Here is a 21,046-nt window from a genome sequence, read left to right as displayed (position 1 = left end):
CGCAATGGATTTTTTCCCTATATACCCCATTCTATTCCCTCCTATAAAAACAAACCCACACAACACTATAGTTTTCACAAGCATAAAAACCAATCTGAAGAATATTCAAAAATAAGCATTCCTGTTTTTTGACCCTAACTACATTCTAATGGAATATTCAACGTTAACGTAGCGGAACAATCAGCTAAGAGGTGATGGTGTGCAGCATCCCCTTGTAGGGTGTTAACGCCTCAAGGGTAGTTTTATTCTACTCTAGCACATTTCTACTTTCTAGTTTTCGTATGATGACAAGACTCGTTCCCCAATCGTTAATGAGAAGTAGCCCCACTTTGTGGTGGTAGTTTTTCATCGCAATACAAAGATTTTATCCTTGGGATTAATCTCTGATTGCACTTCAAACTTGAATCTTGCTTTCAAAAAATAAAAAAGCGCGAGCATTGCCCGCGCTTTTTCTATTTCTATCGATTAAAGACTACATCTAACATCTACTTCAGCCACTTATCCAGCCAACCGTAGAACTCGCGCTGCCAGAGAATGCCGTTCTGAGGCTTGAGCACCCAGTGGTTCTCGCTGGGCAAAAAGACAAACTTCGAGGGAATGTTCTTCAGTTGCGCAGCGTTAAAGGCAGCCATTCCCTGGGTGTAGGGAATGCGGAAGTCGCGGCCACCCTCGAAGATGAGCATTGGGGTATCCCAGTTCTGCACAAAGCGGTGGGGCGACTGGGCGTAGCTCTTCTGCGCAACAGCGTTGTTAACCTCCCACGATGGGCCGCCCATCTCCCAGGTATCGAAGAACAGTTCGTCGGTGGTGATGTACTCCATCTCGGAGTTGAACACGCCGCAGTGCGCAATAAAGGCCTTAAAGCGCTTGTTGTGGTTGCCAGCCATCCAGTAAACGGTGTATCCACCATAGCTAGGGCCAACACAGCCAATGCGCGCATCATCGAGCCAAGTCTCCTTCTTAACCGAGTCGACAGCCGCAAAGAGGTCGCGCATCTCCTGCCCGCCATGATCCTTGCTGATTTGGTTAGTCCACTCCTGCCCCATGCCTGTAGTACCGCGACGGTTAGGTAGGATTACCACGTAACCCTGCGAAGCCATCAGGGCAAAGTTCCAGCGATAGCTGAAGCCTTGGCTAACGGGCGACTGTGGCCCACCTTGGCAGTAGAGGATACCGGGGTACGACTTCTTGGCGTCGAACTTAGGAGGTAGCACCACCCAGGTGAGCATCTTCTTGCCATCGGTGGTGTTGATCCAGCGCTTCTCGAAGGTCGGCATCACCAGCTGATCGAGGATACCTTTATTAATAGAGGTAAGCTGGGTAACAGCACCACTCTTTAAGCTTATAGAGTAAAGATCGGCAGGAGCAACCAGCTGGGTACGATCGGTAATAACCGCGCCGTTGGCAAGCGCACAGCTGTGGTAGTCGTAGTCGCCCGAGGTTATAGCGGTGATGGTTTCCTTCTCCACATCGAGTTTGTGCACCTGCGAGGTGGCCTGAACATATGCGGTAAAGTAGATCGCCTTCGAGGCCTTATCCCACTGTAGGTTGTCGGCGCTGTAAGTCCAATTGGCAAACAGGTTGGCCTTCTTGCCCGAAGCCAAATCCATCACCATAATGCGGTTTTGGTCGGCCTCGAAACCATCGCGCTCCATGCTCAGCCAGGCCACCTTTTTACCATCGGGCGAGAAGCAGGGGCTCTTGTCGTAGCCCATCATCCCCTCAGTAAGGTTGGTGGTGGTGCCGCTGGCTAGGCTGTACAGGTATATGTCGGAGTTGGTGGTAAGCGTACGCTCCTTGCCCACCTTCTTCACGCAGGTGTAGGCAATGGCCGATCCATCGGCATTCCAGGCCACCTCCTCCATGCCCCCAAAGGGCTTAAGGGGGCTATCCCAACGCTCGCCGGGCATGATATCCTTTAGGTTCGAGGCGCGGCCGTTGGCGTAGTCGGCCAGGTAGATGTGGCTGTAGAGGCCATCCTCCCAGGTATCCCAGTGGCGGTACATCAGCTGGTCGTAGATCATTGCATCGGTTTTAGGAAGATCGGGGTAAACCTCCTGCGTTGTTTTATCCACCTTCGTTTCGATGGCGAAGAGGATTTTATCCCCCTTTGGCGAAAAGCTGTACCCCGAGATATCGGTTGCCTCGTCGGTTACAGCCTCCTCCTTGGTGGTATTGACGTCCATCTCCCAAAGCCTGCCGCCACGAAGGAAGGCCAGCCTAGCGCCATTGGCCCTCCACGAGAGGCTGTTTTCGCCCTGTGGGGTGTAGGTAAGCCTACGCTGGTTCTTTCCGTCGATATCCATCAGGTAGATCTCGGCGTTGCCCTTGTTCTGCGCCACATCGTAGTACGATACGGTGTAGGCAATCCTTTTTCCATCGGGCGATACCGCGTACTCGCCCAAGCGGCCCAACGACCAGAGCACCTCGGGGGTAAGCCGATCGCTGGCAAGCGTTACATCCTTAGGCCCAATTACGGCAGGCTTCTCCTGGCCCATTAGGGCGGTGGAGGCCATCATCAGGCAGAGGGTTGTGCTAAGAAGCTTCATCTGCTACGTTTTTTTATGATTTGAGGGGATGAAGATAGCGATTAGTGCCGCAGGTTGAGCGGCAATCTTCTAAAAGATTCGCTTGTGATTAGGCTTACAGGGGGGTAAGCCATCCACCAGAAGAGCGGCGGAGCACTTACAGGGGTGTAAGTCGTCCACCGGAGAGCGGCGGAGCAATTGCAGGGGTGAAAGTCGTTCACCGGAGAGCGGCGGAGCAATTGCAGGGGTGCAAGTCGTCCACCGGAGAGCGGCGGAGCAATTGCAGGGGTGAAAGTCGTTCACCGGAGAGCGGCGGAGCAATTGCAGGGGTGAAAGTCGTCCACCAGAAGGCGGCGGAGCAATTGCAGGGGTGCAAGCGTCCCTCCTTGCCATGTTCCTACGCAGAATCGCCAAGGAAGGGGAAAGGCCAACCAACAAAATCGAGCGCCCGACAGCTAACATCCGTAGCCGATGCTCGTGATGGTTCGTAATGCGCTTTTTGTTACCTTGCCCGTCCGTTACTGGCATGTGCCCCTTTAGGCGCCAACTACTGCTAGAACGTAAATGAGAATGAGATACAGCTCCTTTGCAGTACTGCTGCTCGCCACCGTAGCGCTAACGCTATCGACCTCCGGGAAAGGCCAATCGTCTAGCCCAGCTGAGGGATACCGCTGCCACATCTACAAGTGCTACGTGGAGGGCTCCATGGGCGGGTGGCTTAGCAGCCTAAAGGCCATGGAGAACACCTATGCAAAAGAGAAGAGCGACGAGCTGCTGCTCGAAATCGTCCGCACCTACTACGGCTACATCGCCTACGCGCTTAACCAGGAGCGTAAGGCCGAGGCGGACTCGATGCTCGATAGGGCATTCGCCTACCTCGACAGCTACCGCCACCGCCACCCCAACGATGCCGAGGCCACGGCCATCTACTCCTCCCTGTTGGGCTTTCGGCTGGCCGTTCACCCCACCCAGGCACTTACGCTTGGCCTCCAGAGCCAGCATCTTATTGCAAAAGCCATGAAGCAGGCCCCCAATAACCCTTGGGTGATGTACGAGCAGGCCAACGCGCTGCTCTACACCCCAGCATTCTTTGGCGGCGCTCCCCAACAGGCCCTCAGGCTCTACCTCCGCGCCATCGCCCTGCTCGAGAAGCAGGGGGGCAACGGCTGCTCGTGGAACTACCTAAACGCCTACATCAACCTAGCCTACTGCCAGATTAAGCTAAAGCAGTACGCCGCCGCCCAGCAGACCTACAGCCAGCTGCTAGCCATCGCCCCTACCTTTAAATGGGTACGGCAGGTGCTGGTGCCCAAGCTTCAGCAGAAGATGAGGAACAAGCGGTAAATGTGGGACATACAGGGGGCTCGTTGCCCGATTCTTTGCCGATTTGTGTTCTTCAGCATTAAGCGCATAACTATCCCGTTTTTTTCATCACATTTGCCGAGCTTTACAATCAACACTAACGTTCTATGACGCATAGCATCTTCCATCCGTTGGATGGAGCAACCCTTTCCACCATTTGGGCACTTCCCTTTTTGGGGATCATTCTTTCGATAGCCCTACTCCCACTGTTTGCACCCAACTTCTGGTCGAAGCACTACGGTAAAGTGTCGCTGTTCTGGGCGCTTCTGGTTATTGTGGGCGTTGGGGCGCTAAAGGGTGTCGGCATTTCGCTGCACACCGTTGCCCAGGTGATGTTCGAGCAGTTCCTGCCCTTCATCTTTCTTCTCCTAGCCCTCTATACCATTACCGGGGGGATAAAGATTCGGGGATCGCTAAAGGGCACGCCCAAATTCAACACCCTAATGCTGGCCCTAGGCGGGCTGCTTTCGAGCTGGCTGGGAACTACCGGAGCGGCGGTGCTCTTCATCCGCCCGCTGCTTAAGGCCAACCAGCATCGCCACAACAAGGTTCACACCATCATCTTCTTCATCTTTATTGTGGGCAACATTGGGGGAACGCTTACCCCGGTAGGGAATCCGCCCCTGCTGATGGGGTACATCAGCAAGATCCCGTTCTTTTGGACGCTCACCAACATGTTCCTGCCAACCCTGCTCACCACCGGCATACTGCTTGCGCTATACTACTGCATCGACCTTTACTACTTCAAAAAGCAGAAGAGCCACATGCACGATGCCGACTTCGTGCACATGGGCATCGAAGGAGCCTTGAACCTCGTGCTGCTCCTGTTTGCCATTGCGGCTGTGGTGATATCGAGCCAAGATTTAGGCATCGCATTTACGCTCTTCGGGGTAGAGGTTAACAACGCCGTGGTTATCGAATTGGCGATGCTAGCCCTCCTCGCCTGGGTATCCATGAAGGTTACCGCTACGGAAATACGCGAGTACAACAACTTTACCTGGCACCCAATTCTCGAAGTGGGGAAGCTATTTGCCGGGATTTTTATAACCATGGCTCCGCTTATTGCCATCCTACGTGCCGGAGAAACGGGCGCCATGGGGGGACTCATTGGCAGCCTTACCCATGCCGACGGCACGCCTGCCAACGGCTTCTTCTACTGGGCTTCGGGCATGCTGTCGGCGTTCCTGGATAGCGCTCCAGCCTACCTCGTATTCTTCAACATTGCGGCGGCGCCTGCCGAGAGCTTCAACATTCTCTCGCAAACCTATATGATTGAGAATATACCTCAAACCCTGATTGCCATTACCATGGGCGCATCGTTTATGGGTGCCCTCAGCTACATTGGAAACGCGCCCAACATGATGATTAAAGCCATTGCCGAGGAGAACGGCGTAAAGATGCCCTCGTTCTTCGGGTACATGCTCTGGTCGTTTGGCATTCTGATTCCGATCTTCCTCCTAATGCAGTGGATATTCCTGTAGCGCATACGGTACGATATACGAAAAAGGCTGCCTCAAGCATTTGAGGCAGCCTTTTTCGTATATCTCTTTATGTTGAATAAATTCAGCAGCATAAACTACCCGATGAAAATACTACTGAACGGATTCAGCAAGGTTTCTTCCCTATTTCAGCTTTAATCTTTCGGGCATAGCTCTCCTTGAGCTCGTTCTTGATGCCGCAGCTGGGGCATCCGTGGCTGGTACAGCCATCCTGAGGCTTTCGGGTAAAGAGGCGAACCAGCGCCACCACCAGGTAGGCCACTGCGCCACCCACTACCAGCCAAGTGAGAATAGTTTGAATTTGCTCGTTCATTTCTTAAGACTCTAGATGTTAGACTTTAGATATTAGAAAAACCAATCGGACCCGCATTCCTTAGCCTTGATACTTGTATCTATAAAACCATCTTGGCCACGTTGAAGACAATAAACGACACCACCCACGCCAGCGCAGTGGTGTAGAAAATGGTAAACAGCGCCCATCGCCAGCTGCCCGACTCCTTCTTAAGCGCAGCCACCACCGCCACGCAGGGGAAGTAGATAAGCACAAATACCAGAAATGAGAGCGCCACGGGCTGCGAAAAGACGCGCTCGCCCTTTTGTGGGCCAACCGTGTAGCTGTCGTCCTGCAGCTTCTTCATCAGCGACGAGGTGTTGCTGTCGTCAGAATCCTCCACCTGGTAGATTACGCCCATGGTGCTCACCACAATCTCTTTGGCTGGCAGCGCCGACAGCAGCGAGATGCTCATCTTCCAGTCGAAGCCCAACGGGCGCATGGCAGGTTCAATAGCCACGCCAATTCGCCCCAGGTATGAATTCTTCTGCCTTTCGGACTGCATCTCTGCATCGATATGCTTAATAAGGCTAGCGCGTTGCGATTCAAGTAGCACGTAATCGGCAGTATTGCCACCAAGCGATGCGGTTTGCAGCGTAAAGGCTTGCTCGATGGTCTTCTTCTTCCCCTCATAATCCTGCGAATACCTTACGCTACGGGGGTAGTATGATAGCACCCAAATAAAGATTACGGCAACCAGAATAATGCCCCCCATCTTGCGCAGGTACTGTGATCCCTTAAACCACATGTGGCGCGTAGTTGCCTTAAGCGTTGGAATGCGATAGGGCGGCAGCTCCATCACAAATGGAACATCTTTATGCCTAAACATCGTCTTCTTAAAGAGGAGCGCCATAGCAACGGCCAGCACAATCCCCAGCAGGTAGATGCCAAAAAGCATCGACCCTGCATTCTTTGGGAAGAACGCCCCCAGCACCAGGATGTACACCGGAAGGCGTGCGCTGCACGACATCAGCGGCGATATCAGCATGGTGAGGATGCGGTTGCTACGGCTCTCGATGGTGCGCGTGGCCATAATGGCGGGCACGTTGCACCCAAACCCCATAATTAGGGGGATGAACGACTTGCCGTGCAGCCCAATCTTGTGCATCAGCTTATCCATAATAAAGGCGGCACGCGCCATGTAGCCGGTATCCTCGAGCAGCGAGATGAAGAAGAACAGGATAAGGATGTTGGGCAGGAAGACGATTACATTCCCCACCCCGTTAATGATCCCGTTAAGCAGCAAATCCTTAAATGGTCCTTCGGACATCGAGCCATTCAGAAGGTTCATCAGCTTATCGATGCCCAGCTCCAGCAGCCCCTTGGGGTACTCGCCCAGCGCAAAGGTTGCGTAAAAGGTTACCCAAATGAAGAAGAAGAAAATTGGGAACCCGAAAAACCTATGGGTCATAAAGGCATCTATAGCCTCGGTATTCTTACGCTTGCGGCGACCACCCTCCTTGAACGTCTCCTTAAGGGCTCCAGCCACAAAGGCATACTTGGCATCGGTGATGATGGTTTCGCTATCGTCGTTGAGGTGCTTCTCCAGCTTCTTGATCTCCCTATCGGCAATGGCGATGATCTCGCTGCCGTTGTGCAGCGTCTCCACCAGCTTGCGGGCCTCCCTATCCTTATCCAGCAGCTTTATGGCGATAAAACGGGTAGAGTAGCGCACCAGCTGATGCCTATTCTCGGGCAAGCGTAGCAGCTGCTGCAGCGTGCAGATGGCAGGTTCTACGTCGTGCCCGTAGTTAATATGGATGTGGCGCGAAGTTTTATCGTGGTCGGTATAAACGTTGATGATGGTATCGTAGAGCTGCGTAAGCCCGCGCCCCTTCGATCCAACGGTAGGCACAAACGGAACGCCAATCATCTCGCCCAGCGCCTTATGGTCGAAGCGATCGCCGCTGCGCTCCAGCTCGTCGTACATGTTCAGGTCTACCACCACCTTCAGATCCATGTCGATGAGCTGCGTGGTAAGGTAGAGGTTGCGCTCGAGGTTCGAGGCATCCACCACGTTTACGATTACATCTGGGTTATTATCGGCAATGTAGTTTCTTACGTAAACCTCCTCAGGCGTGTAGGCCGATAGCGAGTAGGTACCTGGCAAATCGGTAATATTAAAGGTATAGCCCTTATACTTAAACTGCGCCTCCTTGTAGTCTACCGTAACGCCCGAATAGTTGCCCACATGCTCGTGCGAGCCCGATGCAAAGTTAAACACCGATGTTTTGCCAGCATTGGGGTTACCTACCAGCGCAACGTTGATCGTCTTTCCCAACGTCTTAGCGCTTTCCTTTAGCACATCGTCGGTAATAACGCCGTTGAAGTTATCCAGCACGGTATGCTTGGCCTCCTCCAGGGTTATAACATCAATGAGCGCAGCCTCATTCCTTCGAAGAGAAACCTCGTACCCCATAATGTTGTACTCCACCGGATCGAGCAGCGGCGCATTCTTCACCACATTAACGGTTTTTCCCTTCACAAACCCCATCTCGGTAATGCGCTTACGAAAGGCTCCACGTCCCGAAACCTTCGTAATAACGCCCGACTCTCCGGTGCTTAGCTCGCTTAACTTCATCTATGATTCCAATATTTAGCGATACAAATGTACCCACAATACTACCGTTCCCTATACCAATAATTAGGTATTTGTTGATAGCGGCAAGATGTCTGATGTAAGGTTTTCGGGATTGCCCCATACTCACCACCTCAATCATCCCCCCAAACAAAACCCAACGCGAAATGTTATACGCTAAAAATCGTTATGCGAAACCTACTCATCCCGCTTGCAATGCTGCTCGGATGCGGTACACAAGCGCCACAAAACAATACGAACATGGAAAATGAGAATGCCCACAAGTACGAAGTTGCCACATTCGGACAGGGCTGCTTCTGGTGCGCAGAGGCCATCTTCAAGGAACTTAATGGCGTCACAAAGGTAGAAAGCGGCTACTCAGGAGGGACGATTGCAAATCCCACCTATAAGGAGGTTTGCTCGGGCCAAACCGGGCATGCCGAGGTGATCCAAATCACCTTCGACCCAAGCAAAATCAGCTACGACGAGCTGCTGGAAGTATTCTGGAAAACCCACAATCCCACCACCCTCAACCGACAGGGCAACGATATAGGCACGCAGTACCGCTCGGTTATCTTCTACCACAACGAGGAACAGAAACGTCTTGCCGAAGCCTATAAAAAGAAGCTAGCTGACGAAAAGATTTGGGACAACCCCATAGTTACCGAAATATCCCTCTACACCAAATTTTACAAAGCCGAGGATTACCATCAGAACTACTATGAAAACAATCCCAACCAAGCCTACTGCCAGTACGTAATAGTTCCTAAACTCGAAAAGTTTGAAAAGATCTTTAAAGCAAAGGTTAAGAAAAGGTAGTAGTAACGCCAATTTTTCTCCGTTTACAACCCTTTTCTCTGTTTAGAGATGCGAGAAAAGGGGCTTTCAAAAGGGATGAACGATCTCAGATTATCAAATAATGTGAACTAATCTTTTTGCAATGCCCCTAGCCAGAAAAATTAGAAAAAAAGGAGATCTCGCACCTGTCAGTGTTATTACACTAACAAACAATAGAATAATAATGATTCCTAAAAAAATGAAGCGTACACATGGAAGTTTGGTTATTAGTGTTAGCACGATAACTGTTACAGTAATAACATTAAAACTTGTTAAAGGATAAAGAACAGCGGTTTTATAGAATTTTAAGTTGTTTTTTTTGGCCAAATTTGGACTCGCTTTCAACAAGAAGTTAAATTTCAATTTTATCATAAACTTAAAAAACGCCAAAAAGATGGAGCAACCTGCCATACACACTCCGTACGATTACCTGCCGATACTCATTCAGGCAGCGGTTGCACTTGGGTTTGTCGTTTTCGTTCTTATAGTTACCCACTACCTAGGACCAAAACGCAAAACCAGCCAAAAGTTGGAAAACTTCGAATGTGGAGTAGACCAAATAGGGAATGCTCGTAACCGATACTCGGTAAAGTATTTCCTCATTGCCATCCTCTTCGTCCTATTCGATGTAGAAGTAATTTTCATGTACCCCTGGGCTGTAAACTTTCGGGAGCTTGGAGCATTTGGTCTTTGGGAAATGGTAACCTTTACGCTTGTTTTCGTTGCCGGATTCTTCTACGTTCTTCTCCGCGGAGCATTCAACTGGTATAAAGATGCCGACACTTTCGAACCAATTAAAGAATAACATACCATGTCTGACCAAAATAAAGAGACTACCAACCTAAGGCTCGATAACGAAGACATTACTGGCCGCGGGTACATGACCACCCGCCTAGACGTTTTGATTGGCCTTGCTCGTAAAAACTCGCTATGGCCACTCCCCTTCGCCACCTCGTGCTGCGGTATCGAGTTTATGTCGACTATGGCTCCGCACTACGATCTTGCCCGCTTTGGAATGGAGCGCCTTAGCTTTTCGCCCCGACAAAGCGATATGCTAATGGTTATGGGAACTATCTCCAAGAAAATGGGTCCAGTTCTTCAGCAAGTTTACCTACAAATGGCAGAACCTCGCTGGGTGATTGCAATAGGAGCCTGCGCTTCGAGCGGTGGCATATTCGACACCTACAGCGTGCTACAAGGCATCGACAAGGTTATTCCTGTTGATGTTTACGTACCTGGCTGCCCACCTCGTCCCGAGCAAATAATTGAGGGCGTAATGAAAATCCAGGAGCTTACCCACAAGCACGAGCCACTACGCCGTAGGAACTCAGACGAATACAAAGAATTACTATCAAAATACGGTATAGAGTAATGTACACAATTAATACCAGTTTTATCGAAGAGGTACATTCGAACCTTAAGAAGCAGTTTGGCGATGCCATATACAGCTTCGAGATAGTAGGCGACATGCCTCAACTTACGGTACAAAAGGAAAAGGTTGCAGACATACTCGAATACCTTTTCAATACGGAAGAACTCGGTTTTACCTTTCTTACTACTCTTTGCGGTGTGCACTACCCCGATCAGGAGTTGGCATTTGCAGTGGTTTACCATCTGCACAACTTGTATAAGAATCAGCGCATCCGCATAAAGGCATTTGCCAAAGCCGACGACATCACCTTTCCTACGGCAACAAAGGTGTTTGCTACCGCCAACTGGATGGAGCGGGAAACCTACGATTTCTACGGAATCATTTTCGAGGGACATCCTAACCTTAAGCGCATCCTTAACATGGATGACATGGACTACTTTCCAATGCGTAAGGAGTACCCGTTAGAAGATGCCACCCGCGATGACAAGGATGACAAGATGTTTGGACGCTAACCGTCGAATACCTAGACATTGATACAATGATGAAAAACGATAATAACATGGTTCATCCATCAGACGATGTGGTAAAAAGCGAGCAACTCGAATACAATACGATAAACCTCGGTCCTACCCACCCTGCAACGCACGGTATCTTTCAGAACGTGCTCACGATGGATGGCGAATACATAGTAGACTCGGAGCAAACTATAGGGTATATACACCGAGCCTTCGAGAAAATCGCCGAAAGAAGGGCATTCTACCAGATTACCCCTTTAACTGACCGAATGAACTACTGCTCCTCTCCTATCAACAACATGGGATGGCACATGACCGTGGAAAAACTCCTTGGAATTGAGCTTCCAAAGCGAGTCGAATATATGCGCGTTATCATTATGGAACTTTCTCGCATTACCGACCACCTGGTTTGCAACAGTGTAATTGGGGTAGATACAGGTGCACTTACCCCATTCTGCTACATCTTTCAGGCAAGAGAGTGGGCTTACGAGGTTTTCGAAGAGATTTCAGGCTCGCGCTTAACCACCAACATTGGACGTATTGGTGGATTTGAACGCAACTTCAGCCAAAGGGCTTGGGATAAACTCAACTTCTTTATGGAGAACTACCCTCCTATGCTCAAGGAGTTCGAAGACCTGCTGATGCGAAACCGCATTTTTATGGATAGGACTATCGGTACAGGATCAATATCTGCCGAAAGAGCGCTAAACTATGGTTTTACAGGACCAAACCTCAGAGCTGCCGGTGTCGATTACGATGTTAGGGTGATGAATCCCTACTCGTCGTACGAAGATTTTGACTTCATCATTCCTGTCGGTCAAAATGGCGATACCTACGACCGCTTTATGGTGCGTGAAGAGGAAATGTGGCAAAGCCTAAGCATTATTCGTCAGGCGATGGAGAAACTCGACAAGATGGGCGATAAGGAAACATTTAGGGCTGATGCTCCTGATTTTGTTCTTCCTCCAAAAGAAAAGGTGTACAACAACATGGAGGCACTTATTTACCACTTTAAGCAGGTTATGGGCGAGATGCCAATCCCAACAACCGAGATTTACCACTCTGTCGAAGGTGGAAATGGCGAGCTAGGATTCTACCTCATTGCCGATGGAACTCGTACTCCTTACAGGCTACACTTCCGCCGTCCATGCTTCATATACTACCAAGCTTATCCCGAAATGATAAAAGGAGGACTACTCTCTGATGCAATTGTAACCATGAGTAGCCTCAACGTTATTGCCGGGGAGCTGGATGCATAGTAAACCTGCCGTAGCAAAATTGAAAAAAGAAGTAACCAATGAATAATACAGCACAACCACAATTTTCGCCAGAATCTCTAGAGCTGGTTGAAAAGATAAAGAAGCGCTACCCTGCAGGCAAAGAGCGTTCGGCGTTGCTGCCTATACTGCACATAGCGCAAGCAGAGTTCAGTGGATGGCTAAGTACAGAAACGATGGACTATGTTGCATCGCTCCTAGGCATCCTGCCCATAGAGGTGTACGAGGTTGCCACCTTCTACACCATGTACAACCTCGAACCTACAGGCAACTGCGTTATCGAAGTATGTCAAACAGGTCCCTGCCAGCTAAAAGGAGCAGGCGACATCATCAAGCATTTTGAGAATAAGCTAGGAATCAAGGTGGGCGAAACCACAGCTGATGGCAAGTTTACCCTTCGTGGAGTTGAATGTCTTGCCGCTTGCGGAACGGCTCCTGTAATGAAGGTGGGCTGGGACTACCACGAAAATCTCACCACCGAAAAGGTAGATGCTTTCTTGGAAGAGCAGATGAAGACCTGCAAATCGTCGCACACTAATCCATATTAATTAAGGGAGATATGGTAAAAATATTAACGGAAAATATAGACAACCCTAATCTACACAAGATTGACGAGTACCAACGACTTGGAGGGTACCGTTCGATAGAAAAGGCGTTGAAAACCATGACCCCAGATGAGGTGGTTGAAGAGGTTAAGAAATCGGGGCTCCGCGGACGTGGTGGTGCCGGTTTCCCAACCGGAATGAAGTGGAGCTTCATCGACAAGAAATCGGGAAACCCACGATACCTTGTTTGTAATGCCGACGAGGGAGAACCTGGAACGTTTAAGGATAGATATCTTATGCAGCTAAATCCCCACTCGCTTATCGAGGGGATGATAACCTCGAGTTACGCGCTTGGTGCAAACACCGCTTATATCTACGTTCGTGGCGAACTATTCTACGTTATTCGTATCCTCGAAAAAGCCATTGAAGAAGCCTACGCAAAAGGATTTCTTGGCAAAAACATACTCGGAACAGGATTCGACCTCGACCTATACTGCCAACCCGGTGGTGGAGCATATATCTGCGGCGAAGAAACTGCGCTTATAGAAAGCCTTGAAGGAAAACGCGGAAACCCACGCCTTAAGCCTCCATTTCCTGCAGTTTCGGGATTGTACAACAACCCAACGGTGGTAAACAACGTTGAAACGTTGGCTACAATACCTTGGATCGTAAATAACGGTGGCGATGAATATGCCAAAATTGGCATTGGCAGAAGCACCGGAACAAAGTTGATCTCGGCTAGTGGTCATATCAACAAACCTGGTGTTTACGAAATTGCCATGGGTATTCTCGTTGAGGAGTTTATCTACTCCGATGAGTATTGCGGGGGCATCCTCGCAGGACATGAGCTTAAGGCTGTAATCCCAGGAGGTTCATCAGTACCTATCCTTCCAAAGGATTTGATGCTGAAAACCGTCAACGGTGATGCTCGTCTTATGTCCTACGAAAGCCTTGCTGATGGCGGTTTTGAAACAGGAACTATGCTTGGCTCTGGGGGCTTTATCGTAATGGACGAAACCACCTGCATCGTACGCAACACGCTCAACTTTGCACGATTCTACCACCACGAATCATGCGGACAGTGCAGTCCCTGCCGAGAAGGAACAGGCTGGCTTGAGAAAATTCTACATCGCTTCGAGTACGGAGGTGCCTCTATGAAAGACATCAACCTGCTTGTAAGCATTTCTAATAATATCGAGGGGAAAACGATTTGTCCGCTTGGTGATGCTGCTGCTTGGCCTGTAGGTAGCGCGGTTCGCCACTTTAGGCACGAATTCGAAGAGCACGTTCGCAACAACGGCTGCACCTTCCATAACCAACATTAGAAGTAAAATGACAATGATAAAACTAACCATAGATAATATCGAGGTTGAGGTAGAACCAGGAACAACCATCCTGAATGCTGCTCGCAAAATTGGCGGAAAGGTTGTACCTCCTGCCATGTGCTACAACTCGAAAATTGATTGTACGGGAGGAAAATGCCGCGTATGCTTGGTTAAGGTTACCAAGGGAAGCAATGCCGATCCACGTCCAATGCCTAAACTGGTAGCCTCATGCTCTACGGCTGCTCAAGATGGAATGGTGGTTCAGAACATCACCTCACCTGAAGTGCTTGAAGCGCGTCGAGGCATCGTGGAGTTTCTGCTACTTAATCACCCGCTCGATTGCCCTATTTGCGATCAGGCTGGCGAGTGCGATCTTCAAGATTTAGCAATGAATCATGGATCGGTAGAAACACGTACCGAGGAAACCCGCAATACCTACCACGAAACCGACTTTGGCAAGTACATCAAGTTAAATAAGAATCGCTGCATTCTTTGCTACCGCTGCGTATACCTAGCCAACCAAATCACCGATAAGCGCAGCCATGGCGTACTTTTCCGTGGCGACCATTCCGAGATTTCGACCTACGTAAATAAGGCTATCGATAACGATTTCTCTGGAAATATTATTGATGTGTGTCCAGTAGGTGCACTTACCGACAACACCTTCCGTTTCAAGAGCCGCGTATGGTTTACCAAACCTTACGACGCCCACCGCGACTGCCCCCACTGCTCGGGCAAGGTGGTGCTTTGGATGAAGGGCGATGAGGTACTCCGCGTTAGCGCGCCTAAAGACAAGTATGGCGAAACCGAGCATTTCATCTGCAACGAGTGCCGTTTCGAAAAGAAGCAGCTGTCGGATTGGACGCTCGACGGTCCTCGCAATATTGAGCGTGCGTCGGTAATTTCGACAAACCTATATGTAAACATCGACAAACTGAAAAAATAGAGATGACGATGGATCTATACGATTTACTATTTAAGGCAGCACTGGTAGTGGTTATCTTTATGATATCGCTAGTGGTTGCCATGTATGCAACCTACGGCGAGCGTAAAATTGCCGCTGTTATTCAGGACCGCATCGGTCCGGATCGTGCAGGCCCTTGGGGAATACTTCAACCCGTTGCCGACGGTGTTAAGATGTTCATGAAGGAGGAGATAATCCCCACCATGGCCAACAAGTGGCTCTTTATACTGGGTCCTGGCATCGCCATGACAACCGCCTGTATGACCAGCGCTGTAATCCCTTGGGGTGGGAACCTCGAAATTATGGGACGTACCTACACCCTACAGGTTGCCAATCCTAACATCGGTATCTTATACGTTTTTGCGATGGTATCGATAGGTGTTTACGGAATCATGATTGGAGGATGGGCATCTAACAACAAGTACTCGCTGCTAGGCTCTGTTCGTGCCGCATCACAAATGATCAGCTACGAATTGGCAATGGGTATGGCTATCGTGGCGCTTATCATGCTAAACGATTCGCTTAGCCTCACCGACATCGTAACCCATCAGAAGAACTTCCACTGGAATATCATTTACCAGCCACTAGGCTTTCTGATATTTATGACCACTGCCCTAGCCGAGTGTAACCGCGCACCTTTCGACCTGCCAGAGTGCGAATCGGAGCTTATTGGCGGCTACCACACCGAGTACAGCTCTATGAAGCTGGGCTTCTACCTCTTTGCCGAGTACATCAACATGTTCATAAGCTCTGCCATAATATCAACTCTCTACTTTGGTGGCTACGATATTCCATTTGGTGATAGCCTTGGACTGTCGACCAACGTACTAACGCTGCTTGGGGTAGCATTCCTATTTGTCAAGATACTCTTCTTCATCTTCTTCTTTATGTGGATTAGATGGACGCTCCCACGTTTCCGCTACGATCAGCTGATGAATCTGGGTTGGAAGGTTCTTGTTCCACTAGCCATTTTGAATATGCTGATTACCGGCTTTATGATAACCTACCTCTAAAATTGAGCTGCAATGGAAAGATTAACCAATAGAAGTAAAGAGGTATCGAACAAAAAGATGACGTTTGCCGAACTGATATACCTACCTGCGGTACTATCAGGACTGGCAATCACCTTTGGCCACATCTTTAAAAAGAAGGCAACTCTAAAATACCCCGAAAAGAAGCGCGAATATAGCGCCGTTTACCGAGGCATGCACGTCCTTAAGCTCGATGACGAAGGTCGCGAACGCTGCACAGCATGTGGACTTTGTGCTCTTGCATGCCCTGCAGAGGCAATCACCATGACTGCTGCCGAGCACAAGCCTGGCGAAGAAAACCTCTACCGCGAGGAGAAATACGCTGCTGTTTACGAAATAAACATGCTTCGCTGTATTTACTGCGGCTTGTGCGAGGACGCATGTCCGAAGGAAGCCATCTTCCTAACACCTCGAATCGTGCCACCAGAGTACAAGCGCAAGTCTTTCATTTACGGAAAAGATTTCCTTGTTGAAAAGCCTGATGCGCGAATCGACATAAGCAAACGTCAAACCGATGCCGTTCGCGAGTTTAAATTAGACAAGCGATTTAAGCATAATAAGTAGATACTAGATGCTAGACATTAGATTTTAGACTCAGTTGGTGCAAAATCATCTAACATCTAATATCTAAAGTCCAAATTTTGGATAACAATATAAAAGTATGAGTCTTATATTTTACATTTTGGCCACGTTAGCAGTGATATCAGCGCTTGGTGTGGTGTTCGTAAAGAACCCTATCAATAGCGTACTACTGCTAATCTGCACCTTCCTTACCATTGCGGGGCAGTACATTCTGCTCAACGCACAATTCTTGGCGGTAGTGCATGTTATCGTGTATATGGGGGCTATAATGGTGCTGTTTATCTTCGTGATTATGCTCCTAAACCTCAACAAAGAGAAAGAGTCGTTCCAAAAGCTAATGGTAAAAGTCGCGGCACTGCTCACATCAGGACTGCTTTTGCTTGTGCTTCTTGCAGCAGCAGCCAAGGTAAGCCTTGCAGCACCGAATGCAGCACCTTCAGCCGACTTGGGATTGGTTCGCAACTTAGGATTGGTGCTCTTCCGCGACTACTTATTCCCCTTCGAAACTGCATCGGTGCTGTTCCTTGCAGCAATGGTTGGTGCGGTTGTGCTGGGTAAACGTGAACCTAAAAAGGCGTAACCATGGAAAAAATTATTAGCGCAATACAAGTAGTACCCATAGAGCACTACATCGTACTTAGCCTAGTGCTTTTCTGCATTGGGGTTATGGGCGTGCTCTTCCGCAAGAATGCCATTGTCATTCTCATGTGCATCGAGCTTATGCTCAACTCCGTGAATCTTCTGTTGGCAGCCTTTTCGGCCTACCACAACGATCCCAGCGGACAAATATTCGTATTCTTCATCATGGTGGTGGCAGCTGCCGAGGTCGCAATAGGTCTATCTATCCTAGTTACAATGAAACGTAACAACGATTCGGTTGACATCGACCTGCTGAAACGCCTTAAGGGTTAAACTTAAATCTAAACAGTAAAACATGACACAGATTATTGCATGGGCCATCCCACTTTTCCCGCTGCTTGGATTTATGGTAACCTACCTCTTTAGGTTAAAACTCCCAGCCAAGGTTGCAGGTACCCTCGCATCTACAATGGTGCTTATTCCATTTATCATAAGCGCTATCCTGTTCTTTAATGTAGAAGGAAAGGAAACTGTAGAACTATTCAACTGGATTAAGGCTGGCGCCATAAACGTTCCCTTTAGCTTCTTTATCGATCCGCTATCGATAACCATGATGCTGATAGTTACCGGCGTTGGTTTCCTTATCCACGTCTACTCCATTGGCTACATGGGACACGACGAGAATGCAAATACCTTCTTCTCGTACCTTAACCTGTTCATCTTCTTTATGCTGATGCTGGTTATGGGAGCCAACTACGTGATTTTATTTATTGGATGGGAAGGTGTAGGGCTTTGCTCGTACCTACTTATTGGCTTCTGGTACAAGAATACCGACTACAACAACGCTGCCCGCAAGGCATTTGTGATGAACCGTATTGGCGACCTTGGTTTCCTTATCGGCATCATCCTTATATTTTTCACCTTTGGAACAGCAACCTATACTGATGTATTTGCTCAGGCTGGAACACTAGGTTCAGGAAATCAAACCTTAACCCTTATTACCCTGCTTCTGCTGGTAGGTGCAATTGGTAAGAGTGCCCAAATTCCGCTCTTCACTTGGTTACCCGATGCAATGGCTGGTCCAACTCCTGTTTCGGCACTTATCCACGCCGCAACCATGGTAACGGCAGGTGTTTACCTTATTTCCCGTAGCAGCATCTTGTACGCGCTTACGCCATTTACCCTAGATGTGGTAATGGTTGTAGGACTTACAACTGCGGTATTTGCAGCAACCATTGGTATTTTCCAAAACGACATCAAAAAGGTGCTGGCCTACTCTACCGTTAGCCAACTTGGCTACATGTTCTTTGCACTTGGACTAGGCGCCTTTTCGGCTGCCATGTTCCATGTTACCACCCACGCATTCTTCAAGGCGCTTCTATTCCTTGGTGCTGGTAGCGTTATCCACGCACTGAGTGGCGAGCAGGATATTCGTAACATGGGAGGTCTCAGTAAGGCAATACCTGTTACCTACGCAACATTCCTAATCGGTACGCTTGCCATCTCGGGAATTCCGCCATTGGCAGGATTCTTCTCTAAGGATTCGATCCTTGCAGCAGCATTCGAGCATAATCCTTGGCTTTGGGGTATTGGCGTTGCAACCGCCTTTATCACCTGCTTCTACATGTTCCGCGTTGTGTACCTCACCTTCTTTGGAGAATTTAGAGGAACGGCAGAACAGAAGCACCACATGCACGAGTCACCTAAGGTGATTACCATTCCGCTCATTATCCTTGCTGCTCTTTCTATTGGCGGTGGATTCCTAAACGTACCCGCCATCTTTGGTGGTGCAGATAGGTTTACCAGCTACCTTAAGCCTTCGCTAGGCGGACAAAACTTCGAGCCTGCGGCTGTAGAGCATACCACCGAACTGCTAACCATGTTTATTCCGGTAATTATGCTGCTTGCCATCATCTACATTGCCTATAAACTGTACGTTAGCAAGAATGTGGTTCCTGAAGCCGATAGCATCGAGCGTAAGGGACTTGCCAAGGTTATCTACCACAAGTACTATATCGACGAGATCTACAACGCCATCTTCGTAAGGCCCTACAACAAGCTCTCGGAAGTTGTTCTTTCGTGGTTCGACAATTCCGTTATCGATGGTGCGGTAAATGGTCTAGGCGTAGTAATGATGCGCTGCGGATCGCTGGTTCGCAGGGTGCAGAGCGGAAGCATCAACCTGTACCTTTACTTGATGGCTGGTGGACTGCTTGCCATCCTCATTTACCTGCTGGTAGCATAACCGAGTGTAAAATCTACTTAAAAGAAATATATGCTTACAATACTACTCATACTTCTTCCTTTTGTGGCCGGCAGCCTACTGCTCGCCTTTAAGGACGAAAAGATGGTAAAAAGAGCCGCGCTAGGAATGTCGGTTGCCATATTTGCAGCAACATCCATCGCGCTTGCGCTCTTCTCGAACACATCGCTCTTTACCATTGACGTGATGTGGATCGCAGCAATCGGTTCGCATCTACACCTTGGGCTCGACGGTATCAGCATCGCAATGGTGCTGCTCACCACCGGACTAATGCCCTTTATCTTTTCGGTTAACGATGGAGAGATTCGTCGCGGAAAGGTATTCTACGCGCTGATGTTCTTTGCACAAGGTGCCATCCTTGGCGTGTTTACCGCCCTCGATGGCTTCCTGTTCTACATCTTCTGGGAACTATCGTTGATCCCCATCTACTTCATCATCCTGCTTTGGGGTGGCGAGGGTAGCCGTAGGACAACGCTCAAATTTTTTATCTACACCGCTGCGGGTAGCCTTTTGATGCTAGTTGCCTACATCTTCGTCTTTATGAACTCGAGCACCCACTCGTTCGACATTACGGGGATGTACAACCAGCACATTTCGGCGGGCAACCAAAGCTGGCTATTCTGGATGATCTTTGTGGCATTTGCCATTAAGGCTCCCGTGTTCCCGCTCCATACCTGGATGCCCGAAACCTACACCAAAGCGCCCATGAAGGGCACCATGCTCCTTTCGGCCATCATGTCGAAGATGGGGATCTACGGGATGATCCGCTGGATGCTTCCAATTGTTCCACTTGGCTCGGCACAGTGGGGAAACACCGTTATGGTTCTGGCCATCATCGGCGTGGTGTACGCCTCCATCATTACCCTAAAGCAAAAAGACCTGAAGACCTTCTCGGCCTACTCGTCAATGGCCCACATCGGACTTATTGTTGCCGGACTTTTTGCCTTTAACCTTGTGGGTATGCAGGGGGTAATCTTCCAGATGGTTGCCCACGGCATCAACATCGTTGGCTTGCTCTACATCATCAGCATAATGGAAACCGAAGGTGGCAGCCGCCTTATCAGCAGCTTTGGAGGTTTGCGCAGCAACACCCCTCGCCTGTCGTCGCTGTTTATGATTATCACCTTTGGAATGGTTGCCCTTCCGCTTACCAACGCCTTTATTGGCGAGTTCCTCCTTATTACGGGAATCTTTAAGGTGAGCATCTGGATGGCTGCTACGGCAGGGCTATCTATCATCCTTGGGGCAATCTACATGCTCTACATGTTCCAAAAGACCATGCTGGGAACAGCAGGTCCCGAATCTGCCAAGATTATCGATGTTAAGGGTTGCGCGTTTACGGCTCTTGCCATCATCGCCCTACTAATTGTGGTAACGGGCGTGATGCCTCAACCTATACTCGACGTTACCTCGTCGGCTGTAGATAGCATCCTAGCTTACCTTAACTGCTAACCCTAA

19 protein-coding genes are annotated in these 21,046 nt (G+C 49.3%); 16 read left to right on the top strand and 3 right to left on the bottom strand.

Features of this window, described 5'->3' with window-relative positions; all coding sequences use genetic code 11:
- Window positions 1–485: 485 nt before the first annotated feature.
- Complete coding sequence (locus ACHZA1_RS15175) at window positions 486–2,549, bottom strand: S9 family peptidase (RefSeq protein ID WP_320052708.1); 2,064 nt, start codon at window positions 2,547–2,549, stop codon at window positions 486–488.
- A gap of 549 nt (window positions 2,550–3,098) precedes the next feature.
- Between ACHZA1_RS15175 and ACHZA1_RS15170 the strand changes: the two genes are divergently transcribed.
- On the top strand, window positions 3,099–3,872 hold the full coding sequence (locus tag ACHZA1_RS15170; protein ID WP_320052707.1) for a tetratricopeptide repeat protein: 774 nt from the start codon (window positions 3,099–3,101) through the stop codon (window positions 3,870–3,872).
- Window positions 3,873–3,997: 125 nt separating this feature from the next.
- On the top strand, window positions 3,998–5,371 hold the full coding sequence (locus ACHZA1_RS15165; RefSeq protein ID WP_320052706.1) for a sodium:proton antiporter: 1,374 nt from the start codon (window positions 3,998–4,000) through the stop codon (window positions 5,369–5,371).
- 124 nt (window positions 5,372–5,495) lie between these two features.
- On the opposite strand, the gene ACHZA1_RS15160 is transcribed toward ACHZA1_RS15165, so the two are convergent.
- Entirely contained in the window at window positions 5,496–5,702 is a 207-nt protein-coding gene (locus tag ACHZA1_RS15160) for a hypothetical protein (RefSeq protein WP_320052705.1), read from the bottom strand.
- Window positions 5,703–5,781: 79 nt separating this feature from the next.
- Entirely contained in the window at window positions 5,782–8,301 is a 2,520-nt protein-coding gene (gene feoB / locus ACHZA1_RS15155; RefSeq protein ID WP_320052704.1) for a ferrous iron transport protein B, read from the bottom strand.
- 258 nt (window positions 8,302–8,559) lie between these two features.
- Here feoB and msrA point away from each other — a divergent pair, with 258 nt between their 5' ends.
- The 14 genes from msrA to ACHZA1_RS15085 all read left to right on the top strand — a co-directional run bounded on the left by msrA (window position 8,560) and on the right by ACHZA1_RS15085 (window position 21,040).
- Window positions 8,560–9,117 carry a peptide-methionine (S)-S-oxide reductase MsrA gene (gene msrA / locus ACHZA1_RS15150; RefSeq protein ID WP_320052703.1) on the top strand — a complete coding sequence of 186 codons (558 nt, stop codon included), beginning with the start codon at window positions 8,560–8,562 and terminating at the stop codon, window positions 9,115–9,117.
- Window positions 9,118–9,529: 412 nt separating this feature from the next.
- Complete coding sequence (locus ACHZA1_RS15145) at window positions 9,530–9,940, top strand: NADH-quinone oxidoreductase subunit A (protein ID WP_320052702.1); 411 nt, start codon at window positions 9,530–9,532, stop codon at window positions 9,938–9,940.
- Between the two features lie 6 nt (window positions 9,941–9,946).
- Window positions 9,947–10,507, top strand: coding sequence for an NADH-quinone oxidoreductase subunit B (locus ACHZA1_RS15140; protein ID WP_321426933.1), 561 nt, complete (start codon window positions 9,947–9,949; stop codon window positions 10,505–10,507).
- Window positions 10,507–11,019 (top strand): NADH-quinone oxidoreductase subunit C, encoded by a 513-nt coding sequence (locus ACHZA1_RS15135; RefSeq protein WP_320052701.1) that lies wholly within the window; start codon window positions 10,507–10,509, stop codon window positions 11,017–11,019. The genes ACHZA1_RS15140 and ACHZA1_RS15135 overlap by 1 nt, the downstream gene beginning before the upstream one ends.
- 47 nt (window positions 11,020–11,066) lie before the next feature.
- On the top strand, window positions 11,067–12,281 hold the full coding sequence (locus tag ACHZA1_RS15130) for an NADH-quinone oxidoreductase subunit D (protein ID WP_320052700.1): 1,215 nt from the start codon (window positions 11,067–11,069) through the stop codon (window positions 12,279–12,281).
- Between the two features lie 38 nt (window positions 12,282–12,319).
- Window positions 12,320–12,847 carry an NAD(P)H-dependent oxidoreductase subunit E gene (locus ACHZA1_RS15125; protein ID WP_320052699.1) on the top strand — a complete coding sequence of 176 codons (528 nt, stop codon included), beginning with the start codon at window positions 12,320–12,322 and terminating at the stop codon, window positions 12,845–12,847.
- Between the two features lie 11 nt (window positions 12,848–12,858).
- Window positions 12,859–14,169, top strand: a complete 1,311-nt coding sequence (nuoF, locus tag ACHZA1_RS15120; RefSeq protein WP_320052698.1) for an NADH-quinone oxidoreductase subunit NuoF — start codon at window positions 12,859–12,861, stop codon at window positions 14,167–14,169.
- Window positions 14,170–14,176: 7 nt separating this feature from the next.
- Complete coding sequence (locus tag ACHZA1_RS15115) at window positions 14,177–15,115, top strand: 2Fe-2S iron-sulfur cluster-binding protein (protein ID WP_320052697.1); 939 nt, start codon at window positions 14,177–14,179, stop codon at window positions 15,113–15,115.
- Between the two features lie 8 nt (window positions 15,116–15,123).
- The gene (gene nuoH / locus ACHZA1_RS15110; RefSeq protein WP_320052696.1) at window positions 15,124–16,146 is read left to right on the top strand and encodes an NADH-quinone oxidoreductase subunit NuoH; all 1,023 of its coding nucleotides are present in this window, start codon (window positions 15,124–15,126) and stop codon (window positions 16,144–16,146) included.
- A 12-nt stretch (window positions 16,147–16,158) separates the two neighbouring features.
- A complete protein-coding gene (locus ACHZA1_RS15105) occupies window positions 16,159–16,728 on the top strand; it encodes an NADH-quinone oxidoreductase subunit I (protein ID WP_320052695.1) in 570 nt (189 codons plus the stop codon).
- 97 nt (window positions 16,729–16,825) lie between these two features.
- Window positions 16,826–17,326, top strand: a complete 501-nt coding sequence (locus ACHZA1_RS15100) for an NADH-quinone oxidoreductase subunit J (protein WP_320052694.1) — start codon at window positions 16,826–16,828, stop codon at window positions 17,324–17,326.
- A 2-nt stretch (window positions 17,327–17,328) separates the two neighbouring features.
- A complete protein-coding gene (gene nuoK / locus ACHZA1_RS15095; protein ID WP_320052693.1) occupies window positions 17,329–17,658 on the top strand; it encodes an NADH-quinone oxidoreductase subunit NuoK in 330 nt (109 codons plus the stop codon).
- A gap of 22 nt (window positions 17,659–17,680) precedes the next feature.
- Window positions 17,681–19,570 carry an NADH-quinone oxidoreductase subunit L gene (nuoL, locus tag ACHZA1_RS15090; protein WP_320052692.1) on the top strand — a complete coding sequence of 630 codons (1,890 nt, stop codon included), beginning with the start codon at window positions 17,681–17,683 and terminating at the stop codon, window positions 19,568–19,570.
- Window positions 19,571–19,600: 30 nt separating this feature from the next.
- The gene (locus ACHZA1_RS15085; RefSeq protein WP_320052691.1) at window positions 19,601–21,040 is read left to right on the top strand and encodes an NADH-quinone oxidoreductase subunit M; all 1,440 of its coding nucleotides are present in this window, start codon (window positions 19,601–19,603) and stop codon (window positions 21,038–21,040) included.
- The last annotated feature ends 6 nt before the right edge of the window (window positions 21,041–21,046 follow it).

This window comes from uncultured Acetobacteroides sp. (genome assembly GCF_963667355.2).
Classification (GTDB): Bacteria; Bacteroidota; Bacteroidia; order Bacteroidales; family ZOR0009; genus Acetobacteroides.
This window is presented reverse-complemented; position numbering and strand designations above follow the sequence as displayed.